We start from the raw sequence: 16,829 nt of genomic DNA, 5'->3' as shown, positions 1-16,829 counted from the left end.
CCGGTGCGACTTGCCGGGCCTCAAACCCTGGATTCAGCGACATCCAGATGCTTGATCGTATAGTCGCGCTCTTCCATCGCCTTGATGATCGCCTTGCCGTGCTCCGCATCGTGCGTCTCGAAGGTGACGTCGAGCGTCGTTCCCTTGACCGGCACGTTGAGGAAAAGGCGATGATGCGACACTTCGAGGATATTGCCGTCGAGATCGCCGATCAGCGTCGAGATTTCGCCGAGCACGCCCGGACGGTCCGGCGCGGAGATGCGGATTGAGAAAATGCGCCCGTCGCGGGCAAGCTCGCGCACCATGATGGAGGACAGGAGGCGCGGGTCGATGTTGCCGCCGCAAAGGACGAGACCGACCTTGCGTCCCATGAAGCGCTCGGGCTCGGACAGCATTGCCGCAAGACCGGCTGCGCCGGCACCTTCGGCCATGGTTTTCTGCTGGGTAAGGAAAGCGTTGACCGCACGCTCGATCGCGGTCTCGTCGACGAGGAGAATGTCATCGACCGTCTTGCGGACGATCTGTTCGGTAAGCTTGCCGATATTCTTGACGGCAATGCCTTCGGCAAGCGTCGCGCCGCCGCATTTCACGGGCTTTCCCTTCAAGGCGCCCCACATGCCCGGATAGAGTTCGGTTTCCACGCCGATGATCTCGATTTCGGGTTTCAGCGCTTTTGCGGCAATCGCCATGCCCGAGATGAGACCGCCGCCGCCGATGGGAATTACCAGCACTTCCAGGTCAGGGTCGGCGGCCAGCATTTCCAGCGCAATCGTCCCCTGGCCACGGATCACCTGCGGGTCGTCATAGGGGTGAACCCAGACGAGATTTTCGGCTTCGGCGATGCGTTCGGCCTCGGCTTGAGCTTCCGCAAGGACTTCGCCCGCCAGCACCACATTCGCCCCATAGCCGCGTGTCGCCTTGATCTTCACGAAGGGGGTGGGCTTCGGCATGACGATGGTCGCCGGAATGCCGAGGCGGCGCGCATGATAAGCGACAGCCTGCGCGTGATTGCCGGCCGACATGGCAATGACGCCGCGTTCGCGCTCCGCCTTGCCGAGGGACAGGAGTTTCACCAGAGCGCCACGCTCCTTGAAGGCGTTGGTGACCTGAAGGTTTTCGTATTTGACCGAGACCTCGGCGCCGGTGAGTTCGGAAAGCTTGGGTGCCGGCAGGCAGGGCGTCAGCATGACCGCGCCATCGATCAGCTTAGCCGCCTCGCGGATATCTTCGAGCGTGGGGATCATGGTGCGCACACCGGTCCTGTTTCCTTCGAAAGATCGGTGTGCCACCAAAGTTAGGCGAGATGCAAGCTTGCGACGGTTGAGGCGACCATGAGCGTGGCAAGCGTCACGTTCACGGCAAGGAGCACCCGGGGGTTTTGGGTCAGCCGTGCAAGCAGGTTGCCACCGGCCATCCAGCCGGCGTTGAGCGCGCCGCCAAGAAGCGCGATGACGAGGCAGAGGATCAAGGAATCCGCAAGATAACGCTCCGGCGAAACGAACTGGGCGATTGCCGCGATCTGCGTCGCATAGGCCTTCGGATTAAGAGGGTGCACCCAGAAACCGCGCCAGAAACCGGGCACATCCTTCGCTTTCGCCGCGTTCGGCTTGGCGCGAACGATCTTCCAGGCAAGCCAGGCGATATAGGCAAGGCAGAGATAGCGCAGGCCGTCCCAGACGAAGGGCGCGCCTTTCAATAGCGCGAAAAGACCCGCGAAATTCGCAAGGAACATCACCTGCCGGCCGGCAAGCGTGCCCAGCAGGAATGGCAGGGAAGAGCGCGCGCCAAAGGTCAGGCCGCAAGCCATGAGCGACATGTTCGCCGGTCCGGGCGTGCCGACAAGCACGATCACGAACAGGCACAGAAGAATGAACTGATCCAACGGCATGGGTAAGGCGCGACACCGGAAACAAGAACTAGACGTCCGTAGCAGGCCATGTTCAGGCACGGTGCCTCAGAGCGCCGGGCGCAAGACTGGCCGTTTCGGGCGAATGATGAGCCCCCGGACTTTTCCGAAAGTACCGGAGCGCCGCCAAGTTAGACGAACAAAGGTGGTCGCTCGTTCAATGTTCGGTGAAGCGTATGTGAAGGTGCTGCTGTCAGGCGAGATGCAGGCTTGCGACGGTGGAGACGACCATCAATCCGGCCAGCGTGGCATTGACGGCGGTCAGTACGCGGGGGCTTTTGGTAAGGCCGGCAATGACGTTCCCGCCGCCAAGCCAGCCGGCATTCAGGATTCCGCCCAAAAGCGCAAACACGAACGCAAGCGTCAGGGCGTCGGTAAAATAGCGTTCAGGCGAGACGAACTGCGAAATGCCGGCGATCTGCATGGCGTAGGCTTTCGGGTTGAGCGGGTGAACCCAGAAGCCGCGCCAAAAACCCGGTACCTGCGACGCGGTGGCGGCTTGAGGCCTTGAGCGCAGGATTTTCCAGGCAAGCCAGGCGATATAGCCGATGCAAAGCATGCGCAGGATATCCCAAACGGCAGGGAGGCTTTGAAGCAATGCGAAGAGGCCCGCCGCATTGAGCCAGAAAATGAGCTGGAACCCTGCAAGCGTGCCGAACAGGAATGGCAGGGCGGGGCGTACGCCGTAGGCCAGGCCGCAGGCCATGAGCGACATGTTCGCCGGTCCGGGCGTGCCGACAAGGGCGGAGACGAAGAGGCAAAGCAGGATGAATTGATCGAGCGGCACGGCGCACACCATCGGGTTCGTGTCGGTTTTGTTTGTAGCAATTTCCGTGAAATTGAACTGGACAATTTTTTGATACAATCGTTTTAATGTACCAATGACAATATTCTCAGACTTCCGGGAAAGAAGCGATACAAAGCCGACAGCTCGGTCGCTCGAGCGGTTTTTGAGCGAGCGTATTCGCAGCGGATCATTGGAAGCGGGAACGCGGCTTCCCCCCGTTCGCGAGGCGGCATGGCAGATCGGTTGCGCGCCCGGTACGGTCGCCCGCGCCTATCAGGCACTGACAAGCCGCGGGCTGGCCCATGGTGAAGTGGGGCGAGGCACGTTCATCGGCGAAGCCGCCTCCTCGCTCGGCCTTCCTCTGACCGCCGCGCGCGATGCGTGCACCGCGGGCATGTCGGTCAACAGCTTCCTGATGGAAGCGCCGGATGCGCTGCTTGAAGATGCGCTTGCGCAGGTCGCGAAAAGGGCAGGGGCGGGGCGGATCTCGCTTTCCTACCAGCCGGAGGCGGGACCGCTGAGCGACCGTGAGGCCGCGCTTCCGTTCCTGTCGCGCTGGTGTGATGCGCTCACGCCTGAAGATATCGTCCTGACCGCCGGCGGGCAGGCCTGCCTTGCCGCGGCATTCGCGTCTCTCGTCGCGCCCGGAAGCGGGATCGCCTGCGATGCGTTGACCTATCCTGGTGTGATAAGTGCCGCCGCCGTCAATGATGTCAGGCTCTATCCCGTCACGATGGACAGGTGGGGCATGATCCCGGAAGCGTTGGAGGAGTTGTGCCGGCGCCAATCGATCTCACTGCTTGCCGTCATGCCGAGCGTGCAGAACCCGACCGGCGTTGCGATGCCGGCGGAGCGGCGCGAGGCGATTGCCGGCATTGCGGCAAGGCATGGTCTCACGGTGATTGAAGATGAGGTCTATGGCTTCCTGCGTCCGCCCGCGGGCGAAAGTTTTTCGAGGCTGCTTCCCGACAGCACGGTGCTGGTGACGAGCCTTGCCAAATGTATCGCGCCGGCGTTGCGTGTCGGTTATGCCGCCGGGCCGGGGCCGCTGGTGCGCAGGATCGCGGCTGCGCAAAACGCCATGCTCTTGATGATTTCGCCGCTGTTGACGGCCTCTGCGGCGCACATCCTGAAAAGCGAAGCGTTCGAAAAGCGAATTCTGACATTGACTGACGGTGTCAGGAAGCGTGCGGCCTATGTCGCGGGCGCTTTTGCGAATACCGACTACGACGCGATGACGGGCGGGCTTGCCTGGCTCAAGCTTCCCGAAGCTTGGGAGGCCGATGTTTTTGCGTCTGAAGCCGAGGCGCTGGGCGTGAAGGTGAGCCCCGGACGATATTTCGCGGTGGAAGCGCGCAGCGCACCCAATGCCGTGCGCCTCAGCCTGGGCGCCGTCAGCGGCGAGGAGCGCTTCCGAAAGGCAATCGACACCATAGCCGGACTTGCCGCCAAACCCTATGCGACCTTACCTGTCACGCCATAGAACGGCTATGCACCGGCCTTGAGACGCTTTGCCACTTCCAGCCCGAAATAGGTGAGGATGCCGTCCGCACCCGCGCGCTTGAAGGCGGTCAGGCTTTCCATCATCGCCTTGTCGCGGTCGATCCAGCCGTTTTGTCCGGCTGCCACGATCATCGCGTACTCCCCCGACACCTGATAGGCGTAGGTGGGAACGAGGAACGTGTCCTTCACACGGCGGACGATGTCGAGATAGGGCATGCCCGGCTTCACCATCACCATGTCGGCGCCTTCGGCCAGATCCAGTTCGACCTCGCGCAGCGCTTCGTCGGAGTTGGCGGGGTCCATCTGGTAGGTGCGCTTGTCGCCCTTCAGCGCGGCATTGGTGCCGATGGCATCGCGAAACGGACCGTAGAAGGCGGAGGCGTATTTCGCCGCATAGGCCATGATCTGGACATTGCGATGATCTGCGCGATCGAGCGCCTGGCGGATTGCGCCGATGCGCCCGTCCATCATGTCGGAAGGCGCGATGACATCGGCTCCCGCTTCCACCTGCAACAGCGCCTGGCGGGTCAGTTGCTCGACCGTTTCGTCGTTCAGGATCTCCTCGCCGAGAAGCAGCCCGTCGTGGCCGTGGCTGGTGTAGGGATCGAGCGCGACATCGGTCATCAGGCCTACGTCGATTCCCTCCGCCTTGATGGTGCGGCACGCCCGGCAGACGAGGTTTTCGGGATTGAGGGCTTCCGATCCCATTTCGTCTTTCAGTTTCGGGTCGGTATTGGGAAAGAGCGCGATCGCCGGAATACCGAGCTTCGCCGCTTCCTCCGCAGCACGCACCGCATTGTCGATACTGACACGCTCCACCCCCGGCATGGAGGGAACGGCTTCGCGCACGCCTTCGCCATCCGTCAGAAAGATCGGCCAGATAAGATCGTCGACTGTCAGCGTGTTTTCGCGGACCATCCTGCGCGACCAGTCCGTGCGCCGGTTGCGGCGCATCCGGCGGCCACCGACGACATCGTCAACCGATGTCGTGTCCAGCGTGATCGGCGCATGCGGTTGGGCGGTCATGTTCGAGGCTCCGTCTTGTTCGAAATTTGGCGGAACCTAGCACCAAGGAACGCGCAACCCAAGCGCGGCCATCCGTCAATTGAAGAGATTGACGCGTAATTGCGCTCTCTGTAAGCCAATCGCCGTTACTATGCGCTCTGTAAGCCAACCGCCATTATCGTGCGCTCTGTAAGCCAACCGCAAAGAGGCCGTTTGCCGGAGAGCAGGGCTGAGAACTGTGGGAGAACGCCATGGATTTCACGCTGGGCGAGGATCAGCGGGCCTTTCGCGACGTCGCGGCGCAGTTCGCGCGCGACGAAATGGAGCCATACGCCCGCGAATGGGACGAAAAGTCCATTTTTCCGGTGGAAACGCTGCGCAAGGCGGCGGAACTCGGCTTCGGCGGCATTTATGTGCGCGATGACGTCGGCGGTTCGGGGCTTTCGCGCCTCGACGCGGCCGTGATCTTCGAGGAGCTTTCAAAGGGCTGCACCTCGACTTCCGCCTATATCTCCATCCACAATATGGCGTCGTGGATGATCGACACGTTCGCCAGCGACGAGCAGCGCGCGCGTTTTCTGCCGAAGCTTTGCTCGATGGAGCATTTCGCAAGCTACTGCCTGACCGAGCCGGGCTCGGGATCGGACGCGGCGGCGCTGCGCACCAAAGCAGTGCGCGATGGCGACCACTATGTGCTGAATGGCTCCAAGGCCTTCATCTCGGGCGGCGGCGCTGCGGATATCTACGTCGTCATGGTGCGCACCGGCGATGATGGGCCAAAGGGCATTTCCTGCATCGTGGTTGAAAAGGACACGCCCGGCCTTTCCTTCGGCGCGCAGGAGGTCAAGCTCGGCTGGAAGAGCCAGCCGACCGCGCAGGTGAATTTCTCCGATTGCCGGGTGCCGGCCGAAAACCTCATTGGCGGCGAGGGCATGGGCTTCAGGATCGCCATGGCCGGCCTTGACGGCGGGCGCATCAACATCGGCGCGTGCTCGCTGGGCGCGGCGCAGACCTGCCTCGACCGCGCGGTCGACTACATGAAGGAGCGCAGGCAGTTCGGCAAGCCGATCGCCGAGTTTCAGGCGCTGCAGTTTCGCGTCGCCGACATGGCGACGGAGCTTGAAGCCGCGCGCCTTCTCCTGCACAAGGCGGCGACGCTGGTTGACGCCAAGGCGCATGACGCAACGAAAACGGCGGCGATGGCCAAGCGGCTCGCAACCGACACGGGCTTTCGTGTCGTCAACGAAGCGCTGCAACTTCACGGCGGCTACGGGTACCTTCGCGACTATCCGATAGAGCGCTACCTTCGCGACGTGCGGGTGCATCAGATCCTGGAAGGCACCAATGAGATCATGCGTCTCATAATCGCGCGGGATTTGTTCAAGGCATGAAACGCGGGCCTTTCAGATTGTCTCGGAAAACGACGGATAAAGCATGACCGATGAAATCCTGTTCGAGCGCCGCGGCAAGGCCGGCGTTATCACGCTCAACCGGCCGAAGGCGCTGAACGCGCTGAGCCACGCCATGGTCAAGGCGATGACGGCGCAGCTTCGCGATTGGGAAGACGACGCCGCAGTTCGTCATATCGTCGTCAGGGCGGCGGGCGACAAGGCGTTTTGCGCCGGCGGCGACATCGTCAATCTCTACCATATGGGCAAGGCCGGAAAGGCGGGCGGCCCGGAGCAGGTTGCCTTCTTCGCCGACGAATACCGCTTGAATCACTATATCAAGATGTACCGCAAACCCTATGTTTCGCTTATCGACGGGATCGTCATGGGTGGGGGCGTGGGCCTGTCCGTCCACGGCAGCCATCGTGTGGGAACGGAGAGGGTGACCTTCGCCATGCCGGAAGTCGGCATCGGTTTTTTTCCAGATGTCGGCGGCAGCTTCTTCCTGCCGCGCATGCCGCAGGAGACCGGCATGTATGCGGCACTCACCGCCGGCCGCCTGAAGCAGGCCGATTGCCTTTGGAGCTCGATCCTCACGCATGCCGTGGCATCCGACCGGCTCGACGAGCTTGCGGAAGCGCTTTGCGAGGCGGACAGCGTGGATCTGGCGATAGAGCCGTTTTCGGTGAACCCGGGGTCGGCGCCGATCGCGGAAAAGGCCGGCGAGATCGAAACGGCGTTCTCCGCGGGCAGCGTCGGTGAAATTCTTGATCGCCTCGACCGGGCGGGAGAGGCCGCGCAAGGCGAATGGGCGGCGAAGACGGCGGCCGTCATCCGCTCCAAGTCGCCGACGAGCGTGGCAGTCGCTTTCCGCGAACTGAGGGAAGGGGCGACACTCGACTTCGCGGGATGCATGAAGCTGGAATTCAGAATCGTCAGCGAGATCATGCGCGGGCACGATTTCTACGAAGGGGTGCGCGCGGTCCTGGTCGACAAGGACAATTCGCCGCTATGGAAGCCCAATAGGCTGGATGCTGTGGACTTGAGCGCCGTCGACAAGCATTTTGACGAACCGGACAACGGCGATCTCGAGCTTTCGGTCTGAAAGCGCGGGAGGCTCGCCGGCCGATATACGAATTCAGGGAAGACCCCCGGCCATGATCGTGACGCTTCAGGATATCGTACGCAACAGGCCGCCGTGGTCGACGGTCCTCGTCTGGTATCTGCGTGTGATGGCCGTGCTTCTGCTCGGCGGCGGCATCATCCACTGGGCCCGCATCATCGGCATCGAGCCGTGGCGCGGATTGTGGTTCTGGCAGATGCCACTCGAATGGCAGGCGGCGACCGTCTTCTTCGGCGTGCTGGACCTTGTCGCGGCGATCGGCCTGTGGCTCACCGTTTCCTGGGGGGCTGTGATGTGGCTCCTGCGCGCCTTGTCGCAGGTGGTGATGCACACGGCACTCGCCGATGTATTCGGCCGAAGGCCCTACGAGATCTCGTTCTACGTGGCGACGATCCTCATCTATTTTCTTCTGCTCTACCTGACGGAGCGCGAAAACCGAACGTGATCCCGCCGATGCGGGATCGCCACCATCTTCAGGGAGGTATAAATGGCGACAATCGGGTTCATCGGGCTTGGCAATATGGGCGGGCCGATGGCGGCCAATCTGGTCAAGGCGGGCCATGACGTACGCGGCCTCGACCTTTCGGAGGATGCGAAGGCGGCCTTGAGGAACGCCGGCGGCACGCCGGTCGGGTCGATCGCAGAGGCGGTTTCCCAGGCGGATGCTGTGGTCACCATGCTGCCCGCGGGCGCTCACGTGCGGTCCGTCTACACGGGCGACGGCGGCGTGCTGGCCCACGCCCGGCCAAAGACGCTGCTGATCGATTCTTCGACCATCGACGTCGACAGCGCTCGTACCGTCGCGGAAGCTGCGGCAAAGGCGGACATGCCGATGGTGGACGCGCCGGTTTCCGGCGGTGTCGCAGGGGCGGCGGGCGGAACCCTTACCTTCATGGTTGGCGGGCCGGACGAAGCCTTCGAGGCCGCCAAGCCCTTTCTCGACATCATGGGCAAGACGATCGTGCATGCGGGCGGGCCCGGAAACGGCCAGGCGGCGAAAATCTGCAACAACATGATCCTCGGAATTTCCATGATCGCGGTGAGCGAAGCTTTCGTGCTGGCCGAAAAGCTCGGTCTGGATCACCAGAAGCTTTTCGACATCTCGTCGACCGCATCCGGCCAGTGCTGGTCGCTCACGTCCTATTGTCCGGTTCCGGGACCTGTGCCGGCGTCGCCCGCGAACCGCGACTACCAGCCGGGCTTCGCCGCCGGCATGATGCTGAAGGACCTCAAGCTGGCGCAGGCAGCGGCCGGCAGTTCCGGCGCTTCGACTCCGCTCGGCGCCGAAGCGGCACAGCTTTACAACATCTTCTGCAACGCGGGCGAAGCCGGGAAGGACTTTTCCGGTATCATCAATTTCTTGCGGGGTCAGGGAAGCTGACGAAGAGGAAGATAAGTTGGCTGCCCGTGGAAATGCATGGGCGGCCAGTTACCCACCGTTTGTTGCTCGAATGGTAAATGTTTTCTCAACCGGATTGTTTGAATTCTTCCGGATATTTAAGGTTTCATTCAGTCTGCTTTTTAAGATGATTTTATGAGAAGGCCTGTAGTCTTTGTCTCAAGGTGACGAAAAAGACGCACCGATCCAACACCAAAAGAGGCGAAGACAGATGATCACGGCAAAAAGGGCAGTCGAAACTCTCGACGGCGCCGAGGACGAAGCGGAGATCAAGCCGCTCTATCTCGAGGCGCTTACGCTGGTCGAAAGGCTTCACCGGCGTCTTCTGGACGTCATCAAGGACGAGTTCGACCGGAAGGGACGCGCCGACATCAATGCGGTTCAGGCGTTGCTTCTGTTCAACATCGGCGACTCGGAGCTGACGGCAGGCGAGCTGCGTACACGTGGCTACTATCTGGGCTCCAACGTTTCCTACAACCTCAAGAAGCTTGTCGAGATGGGCTTCATCCACCATCAGCGCTCGCGTACCGACCGCCGGTCGGTGCGGGTCAGCCTGACGGAAAAGGGTATTGAGGTCGCGAAGATCGTGAACGAGCTCTACGAGCGTCACATGCTGTCCGTCGAGCAGGTGGGCGAGATCGGTCCGGACGATTTCAAGCACCTCAACCAGGCGCTGCGCCGCCTGGAGCGGTTCTGGACGGATCAGATCCTCTACAGGCTCTAAAAAACAAAATCCCGACAGGGGATGGTGTCGAGTAAAAAACCGCCCCGGCTTCGGGGCGGTTTTTTCGTTTGGTGATGAGGCGAATGATTATTCTGCGGGCTCGTGCGTTCCCTCGCCGGAAACGGACGGCCGTTTCGGCGGCCGGGGAATGAAGGCGCCGGTCGTGGCTGCCCAGTCCTCGTACCCGGCCTTGCGAGAGCCAAGGTGGCGGTCAAGCATCGCCACGCCCGAAACCTTCACAAGAAGGACGGTAAGAAGCAGAGGTCCGACAAAACTCCACAAAGAGCCGGACCCTGAATATGCAATCAGGCCAAGCCCCCACCAGAGGACGGATTCGCCGAAATAACTTGGAAATCTGCACCAGGCCCTGAGACCGGTCGTCAGAAGCTTGCCGTCGTTGGCCGGATCGTCGCGAAAACGCGAGAGCTGAACGTCGCCGACAACCTCGAAGGCAAAACCGACCGCGAAGAGGGCGCACCCCGCCGCGGCAAACGGCCACGCGATTGCTGACCTTGCCCCCGCGGACATCAGGGCATGAATCGGGCTCGCGACTGCCCACAGAAGGACGGCCTGGAGCCAGAAAACTGTGAACAGCGAACGCAGCCACCAGCCGCTGCCGCCTTGTTCGCGCATGGCTGTATACCGGCTGTCTTCCTCCCGCGATCCGACGTGCCGCCTGACAAGATGAACCGTCAGGCGAAGTGCCCAAAGCATTAGAAAGGCAAGGAAAATCACCAACACGGGGAATGCGGCGGTCGAGTGCGGCAGCCATAGTCCAGCAATGACCAGAAAGCCCGGCCCCCAGTAGTAGTCGACAATGCCGGCATCTCTCAGCGAGACATGAATACGCCATATTATCGTGAATATCAGGAGCGTGACGGCCAGTGTGGAAATGAGCGGCTGGGCCAACAGTGTCTGAAGGGTCACGGACGGAGTTCCTCTATCGCGATCGAGTTGCGCGATGGGCGAAGCGGCGATAAACGCGGTGCGTCTGCTGGAAAGACACAAGTGCCAAAGTCGACCTTGCCCTGTTCGGCGCCCAACCGCAGCAATCCGCAAGGGCATTTGCTGGCGTAGAGTTTGTTAAGCATACGGATGATAACCTTTACAGGCATCGAAAAGTGCCGAGACTGGGAGTTGATGTGGTGGTGTTACGCAAATCGGTTCGCTGTGGATCATGGAGCCGGCTGAATCCCGCCGTCCACCTTGGGATCATGGCCATGGCGTTTGCGCTATCGGGCGGCGTGGCATCGGCCGAATCTCCGCTTGACGCCACGCGCCAGTTTCAGCAGCGCGCGGAATGGGAGGACCGTTTCGACGCGACGCTTGAAAGCCTGGAAGCGATCAAGTCCGACAAACCGACGCTGTCCGCCGATACGGCCACGCATATCGAGCAGGCGATGGCGCGCTATCAGGCGATCGTCAATCAGGGCGGCTGGCCGCGGGTGACCTCCGGCAAGCAGGCCATGAAGCTCGGCACGCGCAGCGAGCATGTGGTGACGCTTCGCAAACGGCTGATCGTTTCGGGCGACCTGGAACAGAACGCCGGGCAGTCCGACACGTTCGATTCCTACGTCGATGCCGCGGTTCGCCGGTTTCAGGTTCGTCACGGGCTCAAGCCCGATGGCGCTGTTGGCGCAGGCACGCTGACCGCTCTAAACGTTCCGGCGGAAGTTCGCCTCGCCCAGCTTGAAACGAACCTCGTCCGCGTGCGTTCCATGTCCGGCTTCCTTGGCGACAGCTACGTGATGGTCAACATTCCCGCAGCCGAGATCGAGGCGGTGGAAAACGGGCGCGTACGCTCGCGCCATACGGCCGTCGTCGGCAAGATCGACCGCCAGACGCCGGTTCTCAACTCCGAGATCTACGAACTCAACTTCAACCCGTACTGGACCGTTCCGGTCTCCATCATCCGCAAGGACCTGATCCCGAAGATGAAGGAGGATCCGGAGTATCTGGCGCGCAACAAGATCCGCATTTTCGACTGGAAGGACAACGAACTCGACTGGCGCCAGATCGACTGGAACACCGACGAGGCGACGCAGTATCAGTTCCGCCAGGAGCCGGGTGCGGAAAATTCTCTGGGCTCCGTGCGCATCAACTTCCACAACGAGCATCAGGTCTATCTGCACGATACGCCGTCGAAATCGCTGTTCGGCTCGGACTATCGCTTCCATTCCTCGGGTTGCGTGCGTGTGCAGAACGTGCGTGAGCTGATCACCTGGATGCTTGAGTCCACGACGCCCGACTGGGATCGCGCCCGCGTCGACTACACGATCAAGACGGGCGTGCAGGAAGATGTGAAACTGAAGTCCAAGGTGCCGCTTTACATGACCTACGTGACGGCATGGTCGACGGCTGACGGCATCGTTCATTTCCGCGACGATATCTACAACCGTGACGGCTTCTCGCTTGCCGGAGATGCCACGGTTCAGGAAGCAAACCTGCAATAAATCCGCCCGCGTTTCACCGCGTGACGCAAATCAGCAAGGCCCGGTCGGATTCGGCCGGGCTTTTCCTTTGGGGAAGCAGGATGATTGCCCGCGTCGAACGGCGGATATTTGAACGCGCGCTTGCATTTGCCGGGCGACACGGCCTTATCTTCGTTTTCGCAGGGCCATGAGTCGCGAATGGCGATTGGCCTCATTGGCGAGGATGGGCATATGGCCGAGCATGCCGGCAATCCCGGTGAGATATTTCTGGAATTCGCGCAGATCGGCCGTCAATTGAAGGTCACGGCGGTCGATGCGCAAACGGGCGTGGAGGTGGTCGTGTTCGGTCCGGTTTCTACGCCGCAAAAAAGCCTTCAGGACCTTGCCGTGCGTAAGTTGAAACGGCGGCTGGAGCAGCTCGGGCACTGAATTTCAAGCGCGCGCAGGGCCGCAATACCGGACTTGGTTCGCTACCGGGTTCGTGTTATGGGCTGGCCCGCTACTTCCCGCTCGCGGTCCTGAACCGCGCCGCCTGAGCCATTCGGGCCGGCGGCTGCAACCTGAGTTAACGACCAAGGGGAATTGTCAATGTCGCTGACAGATACGACGCTCGACTCCGCCATTTATCCGGATTTCTTCACGCGTACGCTGAGCGAGGCCGATCCGGAAATTGCCGATGCGATCGGCAAGGAGCTGGGCCGTCAGCAGCATGAGATCGAGCTGATCGCTTCCGAAAACATCGTCTCGCGCGCCGTTCTGGAAGCGCAGGGCTCGATCATGACCAACAAATATGCCGAGGGCTATCCCGGCAAGCGCTACTACGGCGGATGCCAGTTCGTGGATATCGCCGAAAACCTGGCGATTGAACGGGCGAAGAAGCTGTTCGACTGCGGTTTCGCGAACGTGCAGCCCAACTCCGGCAGCCAGATGAACCAGGCCGTGTTCCTGGCGCTGCTGAAGCCTGGTGACACCTTCATGGGTCTCGACCTCAACTCCGGCGGCCACCTGACGCACGGTTCGCCCGTCAACATGTCCGGCAAGTGGTTCAATGTCGTCTCCTACGGCGTACGCAAGGACGACCACCTGCTCGACATGGACGAGGTGGCGAGGCTTGCCGAAGAGCATATGCCCAAGCTCATCATCGCCGGCGGCACGGCCTACTCGCGCACCTGGGATTTCAAGCGCTTCCGCGAGATCGCGGATTCCATCGGCGCCTATCTGATGGTGGATATGGCGCATATCGCCGGCCTTGTGGCGGGCGGTGCGCATCCCTCGCCGTTTCCGCACGCGCATGTGGCGACCACGACGACCCACAAGTCGTTGCGCGGCCCGCGCGGCGGCATGATCCTGACGAATGACGAGGCGATCGCCAAGAAGGTGAATTCCGCCGTTTTTCCGGGCCTGCAGGGCGGACCGCTGATGCATGTGATCGCGGCGAAGGCGGTTGCCTTCGGTGAGGCGCTTCGTCCCGAATTCAGGACCTACGCCCAAAACGTGGTGGCAAATGCCAAGGCACTGGCGGAAAGCCTGAAGGAGGAAGGCCTCGACATCGTCTCCGGCGGAACCGACAACCACCTGATGCTCGTCGACCTTCGCCCGAAGAATTCGACCGGCAAGCGCGCTGAAGCGGGCCTTGGCCGGGCCAATATCACCTGCAACAAGAACGGCATTCCCTTCGATCCCGAAAAGCCGTTCGTGACGTCGGGTATCCGCCTCGGCACCCCGGCGGGTACGACGCGCGGCTTCGGCCAGGCGGAATTCCGGGAAATCGGCAAGTTGATCGTCGAGGTACTGGACGGACTGAAAGTGGCGAACGATGATGAGGGCAACGCGCGAGTCGAAGCGGCGGTCCGCGATAAAGTGATCGCCCTGACGGAGCGTTTTCCGATCTATCCGACCCTCTGACGCTCAGTCAAAGGAGGGGCGAAGCTCAGGAGCTGAAACAGGCGATGCGTTGTCCCTTCTGCGGCGGAAGCGAAACCCAGGTGAAGGATTCGCGGTCCACCGAGGATGATACTGCAATCCGCCGCCGCAGGATCTGTTCGTCCTGCGGCGGCCGTTTTACGACATTCGAGCGCGTGCAACTGCGCGAGCTGACGGTGGTCAAGAGAACGGGCCGCAGGGTGCCGTTCGACCGCGAAAAACTGGCGCGTTCCGTACAGATTGCCATGCGAAAGCGCCCGGTTGAGCCGGAGAGCATTGAGCGCATGGTGAGCGGAATCGTGCGACAGCTTGAAAGCTCGGGCGAAACCGACATCCAGGCGGAAAACATCGGCAACCTCGTGATGGAGGGGCTGAAGGCGCTCGACGATGTCGCCTACGTGCGTTTCGCCAGTGTTTACAAGAACTTCCGAGAAGCCAAGGACTTCGAAGCGCTGCTCGACGAGATGAGTGGCCCGGAAGGTGAAATCATTGCCGAATAAAATTCCAAAGCAGGCGATGAAGGTTATCGAGAAATCCGAAAATTCCGTAAGACCCCACGATCCGCGGTTCATGGCGGCGGCCATATCGCTCGCCGCTAGAGCGAGCGGACGCGTGTGGCCGAACCCGGCTGTGGGCGCGCTGATCGTCGACGAGAGCGATTATATCCCCGTTGTGAGGGGGCGGGGATGGACGCAAGCAACGGGAGGGGCGCACGCCGAGGCGAGGGCACTTCATGACGCAGGGGAAGCAGCGAGGGGCGCAACCTGCTACGTGACGCTGGAGCCATGCTCCCACCAGGGCAGGACCGGACCTTGCGCGGTCGCGCTTGCCGAAGCGGGCATCAAGCGGGTGGTTGTTGGTGTTGCCGACCCGAACCCGCGCGTCTCGGGCCGCGGGGTGGAGATCCTGCGTGAGGCGGGGGTGGAGGTCGTCGTCGGCGTTTGCGAGGGCCAGGCGGCGGAGCATCACGCGGGCTTCATCCGGCGGATGAGGGACGGGCGGCCCCATGTGATCCTGAAGCTTGCCGTCTCAAATGACGGCTTCATCGGGCGGCGGGATGACGGGCAGGTGGCGATCACTGGCGAGGACGTGAAGCGCAGAGTGCATCTCTTCCGGGCGGAATGCGACGCGATCATGGTCGGCATCGGCACGGCAATCGCCGACAATCCGTCGCTGACGTGCCGTCTGCCGGGTCTGGAGGACCGCTCGCCGGTGCGGGTGGTGCTGGACCCGCGCGCCGATCTGCCGCTCGACAGCAAGCTTGTGAGGACCGCCGATAAAACGCCGGTCTGGGTGATCGTCGCCAATGACGCGGATTACGAGCGGACGGACGCCTTGAGCGAAAAAGGCTGCAGCGTCATCCGCGTGGCGCCGGACGGGAAGGGGCGGATTTCGCCGAAGGTGGCGCTTCGCGCGCTCGGCCAGCGGGGCATCACCAAGCTGCTGCTTGAAGGCGGCAGCCGGATCGCCAAAAGCTTCGTGGAAGCCGATGCCGTGGACGAGGCGATGATCTATAACGGCGCGGCGACGGTCGGCAACGGCGGCATCCTGCCGTTCGGCGACCGGGGACTCGACTTTCTGGACGAAAGCGCGCTTGTGATGGCGCCGGGCCGGATCGAGGTCGGGCCGGAAAGCTGCGACCACTACATCCGTAAGGGGAAGTGAGCGATGTTCACCGGTATCGTTACCGACGTCGGCCGGATCGTTTCGGCGCAGCCGATCCCGGCAGGCTTAAGGACCCGCATCGAGACGAAATACGATGCCGATACCATCGACATCGGCGCGTCGATCTCCTGCGCGGGCGTGTGTCACACGGTGACGGCGAAGGGCAAAAACAACGGCCAGAACTGGTTCGAGGTGGAATCCGGCGCCGAAACGCTGAAGCTGACGACCGTCACGCATTGGCGCGAGGGGCAAAGGGTCAACCTGGAACGCTCGCTCGCCATCGGCGACGAGCTGGGCGGCCACATCGTGCAAGGCCATGTGGATGGACTGGCCGAAATCATCGAGCGCAAGGACAGCCCGGACAGCGTCTATTTCCGCTTCCGCGTGCCCGGTGAGTTCGCCCGCTTCATCGCCAAGAAGGGGAGCGTGGCGGTCGACGGGACGTCACTCACGGTCAACGAGGTGGAGGGCGATACGTTCTCCGTCTTCCTCATCCCTCATACTCTGGAAGTGACGACCTGGGGAGAGCGGCAGGAAGGCGACAGCGTCAACCTCGAGGTCGACATGATGGCGCGCTATGTCGCCCGGCTCGCGGAGTTCTCGGGGGAATAGGAGGGGGGCGATTTGCGATGCTTGCGAGCGCCGGGCCACAGCCTGAATATGCGCGGTTCGGCATAAGGTGACCGGCTCTGTCTCAGCACAGAAGAAAGCTTTCAAATCCTCATTGTTTCGGGTGTCGTAATATGGCGTGCATACGCCTCGAAGCAATCGATCAATTCGCCATCCAAGAAATTCAAGAAGGCAATCGCCCGACGAAGTCATTCCTTTCTAAGTATTCGACTCCAATAGCTTATTCGCGTCTTAGTGCTCGAAAGTCATTTAATTTTACTCACTCCATCCGGGAAATGAGAATAGTCTCGATAATCAATGGGATGCCAAGTACAGCAAGCGCGATAAAAAGTTGTCTAATGTTT

General features: G+C 61.6%; 17 protein-coding genes. 12 read left to right on the top strand and 5 right to left on the bottom strand.

The annotated features are described in order from the left end of the window. Positions 1 to 20: 20 nt before the first annotated feature. The 3 genes from GR183_RS20740 to GR183_RS20730 all read right to left on the bottom strand — a co-directional run bounded on the left by GR183_RS20740 (position 21) and on the right by GR183_RS20730 (position 2,693). Positions 21 to 1,244 carry a threonine ammonia-lyase gene (locus GR183_RS20740; protein ID WP_160777593.1) on the bottom strand — a complete coding sequence of 408 codons (1,224 nt, stop codon included), beginning with the start codon at positions 1,242 to 1,244 and terminating at the stop codon, positions 21 to 23. 50 nt (positions 1,245 to 1,294) lie between these two features. Beyond that, positions 1,295 to 1,888, bottom strand: coding sequence for a LysE family translocator (locus GR183_RS20735; RefSeq protein WP_160777592.1), 594 nt, complete (start codon positions 1,886 to 1,888; stop codon positions 1,295 to 1,297). 211 nt (positions 1,889 to 2,099) lie between these two features. After that, complete coding sequence (locus GR183_RS20730) at positions 2,100 to 2,693, bottom strand: LysE family translocator (protein WP_160777591.1); 594 nt, start codon at positions 2,691 to 2,693, stop codon at positions 2,100 to 2,102. A gap of 94 nt (positions 2,694 to 2,787) precedes the next feature. On the opposite strand from GR183_RS20730, the gene GR183_RS20725 reads away from it, so the two are divergent. Then, positions 2,788 to 4,176, top strand: coding sequence for an aminotransferase-like domain-containing protein (locus GR183_RS20725; RefSeq protein WP_260514050.1), 1,389 nt, complete (start codon positions 2,788 to 2,790; stop codon positions 4,174 to 4,176). Between the two features lie 5 nt (positions 4,177 to 4,181). On the opposite strand, the gene hemB is transcribed toward GR183_RS20725, so the two are convergent. Beyond that, positions 4,182 to 5,222: a porphobilinogen synthase gene (gene hemB / locus GR183_RS20720; protein ID WP_160777589.1), complete on the bottom strand. Its 1,041-nt coding sequence runs from the start codon at positions 5,220 to 5,222 to the stop codon at positions 4,182 to 4,184. A 230-nt stretch (positions 5,223 to 5,452) separates the two neighbouring features. Here hemB and GR183_RS20715 point away from each other — a divergent pair, with 230 nt between their 5' ends. From GR183_RS20715 to ldtR, 5 genes are all read left to right on the top strand, one after another. Then, positions 5,453 to 6,592 carry an isobutyryl-CoA dehydrogenase gene (locus GR183_RS20715; protein ID WP_160777588.1) on the top strand — a complete coding sequence of 380 codons (1,140 nt, stop codon included), beginning with the start codon at positions 5,453 to 5,455 and terminating at the stop codon, positions 6,590 to 6,592. Between the two features lie 43 nt (positions 6,593 to 6,635). Further along, positions 6,636 to 7,694 (top strand): enoyl-CoA hydratase/isomerase family protein, encoded by a 1,059-nt coding sequence (locus GR183_RS20710; RefSeq protein WP_160777587.1) that lies wholly within the window; start codon positions 6,636 to 6,638, stop codon positions 7,692 to 7,694. A 52-nt stretch (positions 7,695 to 7,746) separates the two neighbouring features. Next, entirely contained in the window at positions 7,747 to 8,157 is a 411-nt protein-coding gene (locus GR183_RS20705; RefSeq protein WP_160777586.1) for a DUF6163 family protein, read from the top strand. A 42-nt stretch (positions 8,158 to 8,199) separates the two neighbouring features. Beyond that, positions 8,200 to 9,093, top strand: coding sequence for a 3-hydroxyisobutyrate dehydrogenase (gene mmsB, locus GR183_RS20700; RefSeq protein WP_160777585.1), 894 nt, complete (start codon positions 8,200 to 8,202; stop codon positions 9,091 to 9,093). A gap of 229 nt (positions 9,094 to 9,322) precedes the next feature. Further along, complete coding sequence (gene ldtR, locus GR183_RS20695; RefSeq protein ID WP_160777584.1) at positions 9,323 to 9,835, top strand: transcriptional regulator LdtR; 513 nt, start codon at positions 9,323 to 9,325, stop codon at positions 9,833 to 9,835. Positions 9,836 to 9,922: 87 nt separating this feature from the next. Here the strand turns inward: ldtR and GR183_RS20690 are convergent, their stop codons facing one another. Next, entirely contained in the window at positions 9,923 to 10,762 is an 840-nt protein-coding gene (locus GR183_RS20690; protein WP_160777583.1) for a DUF1295 domain-containing protein, read from the bottom strand. A 287-nt stretch (positions 10,763 to 11,049) separates the two neighbouring features. Between GR183_RS20690 and GR183_RS20685 the strand changes: the two genes are divergently transcribed. The 6 genes from GR183_RS20685 (at position 11,050) to GR183_RS20660 (ending at position 16,467) form a co-directional block, all read left to right on the top strand. Then, positions 11,050 to 12,288 carry a L,D-transpeptidase family protein gene (locus tag GR183_RS20685; RefSeq protein WP_160777708.1) on the top strand — a complete coding sequence of 413 codons (1,239 nt, stop codon included), beginning with the start codon at positions 11,050 to 11,052 and terminating at the stop codon, positions 12,286 to 12,288. Between the two features lie 177 nt (positions 12,289 to 12,465). Then, a complete protein-coding gene (locus tag GR183_RS20680) occupies positions 12,466 to 12,696 on the top strand; it encodes a DUF6898 family protein (RefSeq protein WP_208999945.1) in 231 nt (76 codons plus the stop codon). 159 nt (positions 12,697 to 12,855) lie between these two features. Next, complete coding sequence (glyA, locus tag GR183_RS20675; protein ID WP_160777582.1) at positions 12,856 to 14,172, top strand: serine hydroxymethyltransferase; 1,317 nt, start codon at positions 12,856 to 12,858, stop codon at positions 14,170 to 14,172. 44 nt (positions 14,173 to 14,216) lie between these two features. Beyond that, entirely contained in the window at positions 14,217 to 14,690 is a 474-nt protein-coding gene (gene nrdR / locus GR183_RS20670) for a transcriptional regulator NrdR (RefSeq protein WP_160777581.1), read from the top strand. Positions 14,691 to 14,760: 70 nt separating this feature from the next. Continuing rightward, the gene (gene ribD, locus GR183_RS20665) at positions 14,761 to 15,855 is read left to right on the top strand and encodes a bifunctional diaminohydroxyphosphoribosylaminopyrimidine deaminase/5-amino-6-(5-phosphoribosylamino)uracil reductase RibD (RefSeq protein WP_208999944.1); all 1,095 of its coding nucleotides are present in this window, start codon (positions 14,761 to 14,763) and stop codon (positions 15,853 to 15,855) included. A 3-nt stretch (positions 15,856 to 15,858) separates the two neighbouring features. Next, the gene (locus tag GR183_RS20660) at positions 15,859 to 16,467 is read left to right on the top strand and encodes a riboflavin synthase (RefSeq protein ID WP_160777580.1); all 609 of its coding nucleotides are present in this window, start codon (positions 15,859 to 15,861) and stop codon (positions 16,465 to 16,467) included. Positions 16,468 to 16,829 lie beyond the last annotated feature (362 nt).

Source organism: Stappia sediminis, from assembly GCF_009826895.1.
GTDB lineage: Bacteria > Pseudomonadota > Alphaproteobacteria > Rhizobiales > Stappiaceae > Hongsoonwoonella > Hongsoonwoonella sediminis.
This window is presented reverse-complemented; position numbering and strand designations above follow the sequence as displayed.